Raw genomic sequence first — 9,403 nt, forward strand, 5'->3', positions numbered from 1 at the left:
AGATGTGTATAAGGTACAGCCTGCTGCCTGGCGCCGCGCCGCCCGCCCCGCAACGCGACGCCAGGCAGCAGGCACGCGACACCGCCCAGCGCGCCGCGCAGCAGGATTACGTCGACCTCGTCGGCGCGCGCACCGCGGTCGCGATCGCCACGCCGACCCCCTTCGCCGAGCGGCTCGTCTGGTTCTGGTCGAATCACTTCGCCGTCTCCGCCGACAAGCTCGAACTCACCGGCCTGTCGGGCACGCTGGAGATGGAGGCGATCCGCCCGCATGTGATGGGCCGCTTCGCCGACATGCTGTTCGCGGTCGAGCGCCATCCGGCGATGCTGCTGTATCTCGATCAGGCGGTGTCGGTCGGCCCCGACAGTCCGGTCGGCGTTAAAGCCGCCGCGCGCGGCCAGCGCCGGATCGGGCTCAACGAGAATCTGGCGCGCGAGATCATGGAGCTGCACACGCTGGGCGTCCGCACCGGCTATACCCAGGCCGACGTCACCGAATTCGCCCGCGCGATGACCGGCTGGACGGTCGGCGTGATCGGCGGCGGCCCGGCCGCGCGTTTCGTCGCGGACCGGCCGCCGGGCAGCTTCGCCTTCGTCCCCGACATCCATCAGCCCGGCGCGCGCACGATCCTCGGCAAGACCTATCCGCCCGGCGAGGAGGATCAGGCGCGCGCCGCGCTCGCCGATTTCGCCGTCCACCCCGCAACCGCGCGTCATGTCGCCACCAAGCTCGCCCGCCATTTCGCCGACGACGCGCCGCCGCCGGCGATGGTCGCGCGGCTGGAGACGGCGTTCCGCCGCTCGAACGGCGACCTGCCCACCGTCTATCGCGCGCTGATCGCCTCGCCCGAGGCGTGGCGGCCGGCGCCGGCCAAGTTCAAGACGCCGTGGGAATGGACCGTCTCCACCTATCGCGCGCTCGGCCTCGCCGACGTCAAGCCGCAGGCGGTGCAGGGGTTGCTCAACCAATTGGGCCAGCCGCTGTGGAAGCCCGGCCAGCCCATCGGTTACGACGACACCGCGCCGAGCTGGGCCGGTCCCGATGCGGTGATGCGCCGCGTCGAGGCGGCGGAGCGCTTAGCCGCCCGTTCGGGCGCGACGATCGACGCGCGCGCGCTCGCGCCGCGGCTGTTCCCCGACGCGGTTTCGCCCGCCACCACGCAGGCGCTCGCCCGCGCCGAAAGCCCCGGGCAGGCGCTCGCGCTGCTGCTCGTCTCGCCCGAAATGATGCGGAGGTAAGATCATGGATCGTCGCTCCTTCCTCGCCGCCGGCGGCCTCGGCTTGCTCGGCAGCTTCGCGCCGCGCATGGCCTTCGCCAGGGCGGCGACCGCCAAGCGCTTCGTCTTCATCATCCAGCGTGGCGCCGCCGACGGACTCGGCACGATCGGCGCGACCGGCGATCCCGCCTTCGTCGGCGCGCGCGGCGACCTCGCCGCCGATCTCACCGCCGGGACCAAGCTCGATGCAATGTTCGCGCTCCACCCGGCGATGGCGAACGCCGCCGCGCTCTACGGCAAGGGGCAGGCGCTGTTCGCGCATGCGATCGCCTCGCCCTATCGCGACCGCTCGCATTTCGACGGCCAGAACGTGCTCGAGACCGGCGGCACGGGCGCCTATCAGCTCAAGGACGGTTGGATGAACCGCCTGCTCGGCGTCGTCCCCACCGACGACGCCAAGGCGATCGCGATCGCCGCCACCGTGCCGATGGCATTGCGCGGCCGCCGCGAGGTGGCGAGCTACGCGCCCTCGTCGCTGCCCGACGCCTCGGACGACCTGCTCGCTCGGGTAACGCAGCTTTATCAAGGCGATGCGCAACTGCACGGCCTGTGGAACGAGGCGCTGCAGACCCGCCAGCTGACCGGCGACCTCACCCGCGACAACGGCCGCAACGCCGCGGCGACCGGTGCGCTGGCGGCGCGGCTGCTCGCGCCGGCGAACGGCGCGCGGATCGCGACGATCGAGACCGGCGGCTGGGACACCCACGCCGGCCAGCGCGGCCGTCTCGCGACGCAGCTCAAGGGGCTCGACGCGATGCTCGGCGCGCTTCAGGCGGGTCTTGGCCCGGTATGGGATGATACGTTGGTTCTCGTCGCGACCGAATTCGGCCGCACCGTCGCGATCAACGGCACCGGCGGCACCGACCACGGCACCGGCACCGCGGCGATGCTGTTCGGCGGCGCGGTCCGCGGCGGCCGCGTCCTCGCTGACTGGCCCGGCCTCGCGCCAGCCAGCCTTTACGAGGCACGCGACCTCAAGCCGACGACGCCGCTCGATGCCTTCATCGGCGGCGCGGTCGCCGACCATTTCGCGGTCGAGCCGCCCCGCGCGATGGCCGCGCTCTTCCCGGCGAGTGCGAAGACGGCGGCGATCGAGGGGCTGCTGCGGGTGTGAGGGGCCGGCTGTCCTACAGACACCTCCTCTGTTAGACCCGGCATCGAACGTGGCGCGCTGATCGATCAGAGCAGAAACGGAAACGATCACCCCTCGATCGTTTCCGTTAAGGTGTCCATCTGGTCCATGTCGTCCAACACGCCATGGTGCAGTGCAGCTATTTGAACCCACCCCGCTTGTAAGCTAGAGCAGGGGACTTTCGCCGAACGGACGCTCATGACGCTTTACACCCGCTTCGCCGCGCATGTCGCCGCGGCTCTCGATACCCTCGTCGCCGCCGGCACGTTGCCGGCCGATCTCGATCGCAAGAACGTGACGGTCGAGCCGCCGCGCGACGCCAGTCACGGCGACCTCGCCACCAATGCCGCGATGGTCCTCGCCAAGCCGGCCAAGCTCAACCCGCGCGCGCTCGGTGAGGCGCTCGCCGCCGAACTGGCGAAGCTGGACGAGGTCGCCGAGGCGAGCGTCGCCGGCCCCGGCTTCATCAACCTGCGCCTTACCGACGCCGCATGGCGCGACGAACTCGCGCAGATCCAGGCGGCCGGCGCCGATTACGGCCGTTCGACGCAGGGGCAGGGGATCAGCGTCAACGTCGAATACGTTTCCGCCAATCCGACCGGTCCGATGCATATGGGCCATTGCCGCGGCGCGGTGGTCGGCGATGCGCTCGCCGCCTTGCTCGAATTCGCCGGCCACAAGGTCATCCGCGAATATTACGTCAACGATGCGGGCGGTCAGGTCGACGTGCTCGCCCGCTCGGCGCACCTGCGCTACCGCGAGGCGCTCGGCGAGACGATCGCGATCCCCGAGGGCCTGTATCCGGGCGATTATCTCGTCCCCGTCGGCAAGGACCTCGCCGCGGAATTCGGGGACCGCTACGTCGGCGCGCCGGAAGGCGAATGGCTGGCGCTGTTCCGCACCCGTGCGGTCGCGGCGATGCTGGTGATGATCCGCGCGGATCTGGCGCTGCTCGGCATCCATCACGACCTGTTTTCGTCGGAAGCCGAGTTGCAGGCCGCGGGCAAGCCCGAGGCGGCCGAGGCGGAGCTGCGGTCGCGTGGCCTCGTCTACGACGGCGTGCTCGAAGCGCCGAAGGGCGAAACGCCCGAGGATTGGGAGCCGGTCGAGCTGCCGCTGTTCCGCTCGACCCAGTTCGGCGACGATCAGGACCGGCCGATCAAAAAGTCGAACGGCCAGTGGACCTATTTCGGCGCCGACCTCGCCTACCACTTCCAAAAGAGCCAGTCGGCCGACCAGCTCATCGACATCTGGGGCGCCGACCATGCCGGCACCGTCAAGCGCATCCAGGCCGCGGTCGCCGCGCTGACCGGCGGCAAGACGCGCTTCGACGTCAAGCTCGTCCAGATGGTTCGGCTGCTGCGCGGCGGCGAGCCGGTCAAGATGTCGAAGCGCGCCGGCAATTTCGTCACGCTCGCCGACGTGGTGCGCGAGGTCGGCAAGGACGTCGTCCGCTTCACGATGCTGACCCGTCGCTCCGATGCGCAGATGGATTTCGACTTCGCCAAGGTGGTCGAGGCGTCGAAGGACAATCCGGTCTTCTACGTCCAATACGCCCACGCCCGCGTCGCCTCGCTGCACCGCCGCGCCGAGGAAGCGGGGATCGCGGCCCGCGCCGCCGATCTGTCCCGGCTTGATACGGAAGAGCTGGCGCTGGTGAAGCTCGCCGCGCAATTCCCGCGCATCGTCGAGACCGCTGCGACGGCGCGTGAACCGCATAGAATTGCGTTCTATCTGTATGACTTAGCTGCCGCCTTTCACGCTCTGTGGAATGTCGGCAACGACCGGCCCGACCGCCGCTTCCTGGTGGTCGACGATCATGATGCCACCGCGGCGCGTCTGTTCTTGGCGACGGCGGTCGCACAGATTATCCGTAACGGGCTGAGCATCATGGGTGTGGTCGCGGTTTCGGAGATGAAGTGATGGGGGACGGACTGGATCTGCGCGACGAGGACCGCCTGCCGTGGCTCGAAACCGTCGAGCCCGATGAGGAACAGGGCGCGCCGATCGGCAAGACGATCGCGCTGGTCGTCGTCGGCCTCGCCGTGCTCGCGCTGATCATCTTCGGCATCTACAAGCTGCAGACCCGCGCGACCGCCGATGGACAACTCATCGCCGCGCAGGACGGCGACTATAAGGTCAAGCCCGACGAGCCCGGCGGCCTCAAGGTCAAGGGCGAGGGCGATGCCGCGATCGCGACCAGCGCGGGCAAGGCGGGCAATGGCTCGATCGATCTCAACGCGGTGCCGGAAAAGCCGATCGACGGCCATCGCGTCGCGCCGACCGCAAAGGCCGCCGGCCCCGGCGGCAGCAACGCCGTCGCGCAGGTGCCGGCATCGAGCGGCAAGCTCGTCGCTGCGGAGCCGGTCAGCGTCCAGCGCAAGCCGGCGGCGACCGGCGCCAGCGGCTCGCTGGTCCAGCTCGGCGCCTATCCCAGCGAGGCGCTGGCGAACAGCGCGTGGGACGGTTTCTCCAAGCGATTCAGCTATTTGGCGCCGCTCGGCAAGTCGGTACAATCGGTCGCCACCGGCGGCCGCACGCTCTATCGCCTGCGCGTCAACGCCGGCAGCGCCAACCAGGCCGCCGATATCTGCGGCCGCCTGCGCGTCGCCGGCGAAAGCTGCTTCGTCGCGAGCTGAGGCGGGGTGCTCTTCGCCCATCCACACCGTCACCCCGGACTGGTTCCGGGGTCCACTCCGCGGCGAGGGGAACGGCTCAGGGCGTAAGCGATACCCCTGCGGCCCGGGGGACCCCGGAACAAGTCCGGGGTGACGAATCTGTCGGGCGAACCGAAGGAACCTCATCACGGCCCCCTTCGGCAACGGTCTCGCCCCGCCGGGGAGGACTTAGGTGGCCAACCCTCGCATCTTGCGCGCACCCGCGCTAACCGTGCCGCATGAAGCCCGTCATCTTCGGCATCGCCGGCCTCGCCCTCACCCCCGACGAACGTGCCTTCTTCGCCGAGGCGGACCCCGCCGGCTACATCCTATTCAAACGCAACATCCGTGATCGGGAACAGGTCCGCGCGCTTACCGACGCCCTGCGCGACCTTTCCGGCCGCACCGACCTGCCGATCCTGATCGACCAGGAAGGCGGTCGCGTCGCCCGCATGGGGCCGCCCGAATGGCCCGCCTTTCCCGCCGGCCCCGCCTTCGCCGCACTCTACGACACCGCACCGATGTCGGCGATCCAGGCGATGCGCGCCAACGGCCAGGCGCTCGGGCTGATGCTCGCCGAGGTCGGTATCACCGTCGATTGCGCTCCGATCATCGATATCGCGCAGCGCGACACCACCGAGGCGATCAGCTGCCGCACTTATGGCGCCGAGCCGATGCAGGTCGCCGCGCTCGGCCGCGCGATGCTGGAGGGGCTGGCGGCCGGCGGCGTCGTCGGCGTCGTCAAGCATATGCCCGGCCACGGTCGCGCGCAGGTCGACAGCCATCATCTTCTCCCCACCGTCACCGCCGACGCCGCGGCGCTCGAGGTCGATCTCGAACCCTTCCGCACGCTGGCGCAGGCGCCGATGGGAATGACCTCGCACATCGTCTTCGAGGCCTGGGATCGCGAGCGCCCCGCGACCCTCTCGCCGATCGTGATCGAACAGGTGATCCGCGGCGCGATCGGTTTCGACGGGCTGCTGATGACCGACGACATCGACATGAAGGCGCTGTCCGGCACCGCGGGCGAGAAAGCCGCGGGCGCGATCGCCGCGGGCTGCGACCTCGTCCTCGATTGCTGGGCGCGGATGGACGAGATGGTCGAGATCGCCGGCAGGCTCGGTCCGATCGGCGATGCCGCGCGCGCGCGCCTCGACCGCGCGATGGCGAGCGTCGGCGCACCGACGGGCGATTTCGACGCGCTGATCGCGCAACGCGACGCGTTTCTCGCTTTGGTCTGATGGCCGAACCCGAACAGCTCACGCTCGATCTGGAAGGCTGGGAGGGGCCGCTCGACCTGCTGCTGACGCTGGCGCGCGCGCAGAAGGTCGACCTGCGCAAGCTGTCGATCCTCGCGCTGGTCGAGCAATATCTGCGCTACATCCAGCAACGCCAGACGCTGCAACTGGAGGTCGCTGCCGATTATCTCGTGATGGCGGCGTGGCTCGCCTATCTGAAGTCGGCGCTGCTGCTGCCGCGCGACCCGGAGCAGGAGCCCGACCCCGAGGAACTCGCGCTGCGCCTGCAATTGCGGCTCGAACGGCTCGCCGCGATGCGCGAGGCGGGCGCGCGGCTGGTGGCGCGCGACCGGCTGGGCCGCGACGTCTTCCTGCGGCGCGCGCCGGAGGGGCTGCGGACGATCCGCCACGCCCGCTGGCAAGCGGAGATCTACGACCTCATCGCGGCCTATGGCCGGGTCAGCGCACGCACCCGCCCGGTGATGCACGTCGTTGCCGATCGCGAGGTGATGACGCTGGAGGCGGCGCTGGAGCGCGTGTCGCGCCTGATCGGCGTGCACCTCGACTGGACGACGCTGGAGAGCTTCCTGCCCGACGGATCGGGGCGGCTGCGCAAGTCCGCGCTCGCCTCGTCCTTCCTCGCCGCACTCGAACTCGCCAAACAGGGCAGGGTGGAATTGCGCCAGTCGGCGCCGTTCGCGCCGCTATATCTCAGGGCGCTGCAATGACGCCCCCCGACGACGCGATGCGCGCGGTGGAGGCGCTGCTGTTCGCCGCGGCCGAGCCGCTCGGCGTCGATTCGATCCGTGCCTATGTCGGCAACGTCGATGTGCGCGCGGTGCTCGCCCGGCTCGAAAGTAATTATGCCGGTCGCGGCATCGCTCTGGTCCGCCGTGGCGAGCGCTGGCATTTCGAGACCGCACCCGATCTCGCGCATCTGCTCCGTCGCGATCGCGAGGAGGTGCGCCGGCTGAGCCGCGCCGGCATCGAGACGCTGGCGATCATCGCCTATCACGAGCCCGTCACTCGCGCCGAGATCGAGGCGATCCGCGGCGTCGCCACCGCCAAGGGGACGCTGGACGTGCTGATGGAGGCCGGGTGGGTGCGCCCGGCGGGGCGGCGCGAGCTGCCGGGCCGACCGTTGCTCTATGCAACGACGCCGGGCTTTCTCGATCATTTCGGCCTCGAAAGCCGTCGTGACCTGCCGGGGATCGACGACCTGCGCGCCGCCGGCCTGCTCGATCCCGTCGACCTTGCGCTCGAGGAAGCTTTGGAGGTGGCAAAGGACACCGATAGCGATTAGATAAGAAGACATTCTAGGAGATACGCCATGGGCAGCTTCAGCCCGATCCATCTGCTCGTTCTTGCCGTCGTCGCGATTCTGCTGCTCGGCGGCGGCCGATTCTCCAACCTGATGGGCGATGTCGCCAAGGGTGTGAAGAATTTCAAGAAGGGCATGGCCGAACACGACGACGACGTGCCCGCCAAGCCGGCGCCGCGCATCGAAGCACAGAAGGCCGCCGAGCCCGCGTTCGATCGCGACGGCGAGCGCGTCCGCGACGACCGTTAAGCCGCCCTCGATCCGCTGACAGCGTTACATGTTCGATATCGCGCCGTCCGAATTCCTGCTGGTCGCCTTCGTGGCGCTGGTGGTGATCGGACCCAAGGACCTGCCGAAGGCGATGCGGGTCGTCGGCTATTGGGTCGGCAAGGCGCGCGGTGTCGCGCGTTCCTTCCGCCAGGGTTTCGACAATATGGTCCGCGAGGCGGAGCTGGAAGAAATGGAGAAGCGCTGGGCCGCGGAGAATGCCCGGATCATGGCCGAGCATCCGGTGTCGTCGGACGCGGAATCGGTTGCCGCCGCCGAACCGGTCGCGGCGGCCGATCCGGCGGGGCAGGCCGAGCCTGATGCGGCCGTGATGGTCGAAAAGCCGGTCGTCATGCCGGCACCCGAGCACAAGCCGGCGCCGCATCCGGATACCACGCCATCATGAGCGGCATGGACATCGAGGACGAGGTCGACGCCAGCCGCGCGCCGCTGCTCGACCATCTCATCGAATTGCGCCGGCGCCTGCTCTATTGCATCGCCGCGCTCGTCGTCGCCTTTGGCCTGAGCTATTGGTTCGCGGAGGATATCTTCGCCTTCCTCGTCCAGCCGCTGCTGTCGGCCGGGCAGAAGACGGTGATCTACACGCAGATCTTCGAGGCGTTCTTCGTCAAGGTGAAGGTCGCCTTCTTCGCCGCGATGATGATCGCCTTTCCGGTGATCGCCAACCAGCTCTGGCAGTTCGTCGCGCCGGGCCTGTACCGCAAGGAGAAGCGCGCGCTGCTGCCCTTCATCCTCGCCACCCCGATCCTGTTCATCAGCGGCGCCGCACTCGCTTATTATATGGCGATCCCGATGGCGCTGCATTTCCTGCTGAGCTTCCAGGGCAACGTCGGCGGCGTCCATCAGGAAGCGCTGCCGGCGATCGGCAACTATCTGTCGTTCGTGATGCAGTTCCTCTTCGCCTTCGGCATCGCGTTCCTGCTGCCGGTGTTGCTGATGCTGCTCGAACGGGCCGGGATCATCACGCGCAAGCAGCTGATCGGCGCACGGCGCTATGCGATCGTCGGCGCAACGGCGATCGCCGCGGTGCTGACCCCGCCCGACCTGATGAGCCAGGTGCTGCTCGCCGTGCCGTTGATCCTGCTTTACGAGGTCGCGATCATTGGCATCTGGTTTACCGAACGCAAGCGGTTGAAGGTCCAAGGCACCGACATCGTCGAGGCGTAACCCGCTTCCCCATCGGGGAGGCAGACAAACACGTCACACAAAAAAGCCTCCGCTCGCAGGAGCGGAGGCTTTTCCGACCACGTGAGGTGGAAGCTTACTTGGCGTCGTCGGCGGTCTTGGCGACCGTGCTGCCGGCCGACTTCACGTCCTTGCCGACGCCTTCGACCGTGTTGCACGCGCTGACCATGAGCGCACCCGCGACGACGACCAATCCGAGAACCTTACGCATAGAACCTCCTGGGCTTGAATAGCGCTAGGGGAATGATCGGGCGGCGTATTCGTTCCGGACCCGGAACTCTCGACCTGCCATGATACGGTAGGAT

Annotated in this window: 11 protein-coding genes; 10 read left to right on the plus strand and 1 reads right to left on the minus strand. The window is 68.7% G+C overall.

Going from position 1 to position 9,403, the window contains the following annotated elements:
• From FFS23_RS19215 to tatC, 10 genes are all read left to right on the plus strand, one after another.
• The coding region (locus FFS23_RS19215; RefSeq protein WP_137899865.1) for a DUF1800 domain-containing protein at positions 1-1,238 on the plus strand (1,238 nt) is incomplete at its 5' end.
• Between the two features lie 4 nt (positions 1,239-1,242).
• On the plus strand, positions 1,243-2,391 hold the full coding sequence (locus FFS23_RS19220) for a DUF1501 domain-containing protein (RefSeq protein WP_137899866.1): 1,149 nt from the start codon (positions 1,243-1,245) through the stop codon (positions 2,389-2,391).
• 216 nt (positions 2,392-2,607) lie between these two features.
• Positions 2,608-4,332, plus strand: coding sequence for an arginine--tRNA ligase (gene argS / locus FFS23_RS19225; RefSeq protein WP_137899867.1), 1,725 nt, complete (start codon positions 2,608-2,610; stop codon positions 4,330-4,332).
• The gene (locus tag FFS23_RS19230) at positions 4,332-5,048 is read left to right on the plus strand and encodes an SPOR domain-containing protein (protein ID WP_038662134.1); all 717 of its coding nucleotides are present in this window, start codon (positions 4,332-4,334) and stop codon (positions 5,046-5,048) included. Before argS ends, FFS23_RS19230 begins: the two co-directional genes overlap by 1 nt.
• A 257-nt stretch (positions 5,049-5,305) precedes the next feature.
• Positions 5,306-6,307 carry a beta-N-acetylhexosaminidase gene (gene nagZ, locus FFS23_RS19235; protein ID WP_137899868.1) on the plus strand — a complete coding sequence of 334 codons (1,002 nt, stop codon included), beginning with the start codon at positions 5,306-5,308 and terminating at the stop codon, positions 6,305-6,307.
• Positions 6,307-7,032, plus strand: a complete 726-nt coding sequence (locus tag FFS23_RS19240) for a segregation and condensation protein A (RefSeq protein ID WP_137899869.1) — start codon at positions 6,307-6,309, stop codon at positions 7,030-7,032. The genes nagZ and FFS23_RS19240 overlap by 1 nt, the downstream gene beginning before the upstream one ends.
• Positions 7,029-7,607, plus strand: coding sequence for an SMC-Scp complex subunit ScpB (scpB, locus tag FFS23_RS19245; protein ID WP_137899870.1), 579 nt, complete (start codon positions 7,029-7,031; stop codon positions 7,605-7,607). Before FFS23_RS19240 ends, scpB begins: the two co-directional genes overlap by 4 nt.
• A gap of 27 nt (positions 7,608-7,634) precedes the next feature.
• The gene (locus FFS23_RS19250) at positions 7,635-7,874 is read left to right on the plus strand and encodes a twin-arginine translocase TatA/TatE family subunit (protein WP_038662123.1); all 240 of its coding nucleotides are present in this window, start codon (positions 7,635-7,637) and stop codon (positions 7,872-7,874) included.
• A 28-nt stretch (positions 7,875-7,902) separates the two neighbouring features.
• Complete coding sequence (tatB, locus tag FFS23_RS19255; RefSeq protein ID WP_137899871.1) at positions 7,903-8,298, plus strand: Sec-independent protein translocase protein TatB; 396 nt, start codon at positions 7,903-7,905, stop codon at positions 8,296-8,298.
• A gap of 5 nt (positions 8,299-8,303) precedes the next feature.
• On the plus strand, positions 8,304-9,080 hold the full coding sequence (tatC, locus tag FFS23_RS19260) for a twin-arginine translocase subunit TatC (protein WP_137899872.1): 777 nt from the start codon (positions 8,304-8,306) through the stop codon (positions 9,078-9,080).
• A 94-nt stretch (positions 9,081-9,174) separates the two neighbouring features.
• Here the strand turns inward: tatC and FFS23_RS19265 are convergent, their stop codons facing one another.
• A complete protein-coding gene (locus tag FFS23_RS19265; protein ID WP_038662115.1) occupies positions 9,175-9,309 on the minus strand; it encodes an entericidin A/B family lipoprotein in 135 nt (44 codons plus the stop codon).
• Between the last annotated feature and the right edge of the window lie 94 nt (positions 9,310-9,403).

The sequence above is a fragment of the Sphingomonas sp. 2SG genome (assembly GCF_005503285.1).
Classification (GTDB): Bacteria; Pseudomonadota; Alphaproteobacteria; order Sphingomonadales; family Sphingomonadaceae; genus Sphingomonas; species Sphingomonas taxi.

What these genes read in the sequence shown, in the direction of transcription:
- FFS23_RS19220 (WP_137899866.1), top strand. Translation starts at nt 1,243, where the DNA reads ATGGATCGTCGCTCCTTCCTCGCCGCCGGCGGCCTCGGCTTGCTCGGC.
- argS (WP_137899867.1), top strand. Translation starts at nt 2,608, where the DNA reads ATGACGCTTTACACCCGCTTCGCCGCGCATGTCGCCGCGGCTCTCGAT.
- FFS23_RS19230 (WP_038662134.1), top strand. Translation starts at nt 4,332, where the DNA reads ATGGGGGACGGACTGGATCTGCGCGACGAGGACCGCCTGCCGTGGCTC.
- nagZ (WP_137899868.1), top strand. Translation starts at nt 5,306, where the DNA reads ATGAAGCCCGTCATCTTCGGCATCGCCGGCCTCGCCCTCACCCCCGAC.
- FFS23_RS19240 (WP_137899869.1), top strand. Translation starts at nt 6,307, where the DNA reads ATGGCCGAACCCGAACAGCTCACGCTCGATCTGGAAGGCTGGGAGGGG.
- scpB (WP_137899870.1), top strand. Translation starts at nt 7,029, where the DNA reads ATGACGCCCCCCGACGACGCGATGCGCGCGGTGGAGGCGCTGCTGTTC.
- FFS23_RS19250 (WP_038662123.1), top strand. Translation starts at nt 7,635, where the DNA reads ATGGGCAGCTTCAGCCCGATCCATCTGCTCGTTCTTGCCGTCGTCGCG.
- tatB (WP_137899871.1), top strand. Translation starts at nt 7,903, where the DNA reads ATGTTCGATATCGCGCCGTCCGAATTCCTGCTGGTCGCCTTCGTGGCG.
- tatC (WP_137899872.1), top strand. Translation starts at nt 8,304, where the DNA reads ATGGACATCGAGGACGAGGTCGACGCCAGCCGCGCGCCGCTGCTCGAC.
- FFS23_RS19265 (WP_038662115.1), bottom strand. Translation starts at nt 9,309, where the DNA reads ATGCGTAAGGTTCTCGGATTGGTCGTCGTCGCGGGTGCGCTCATGGTC.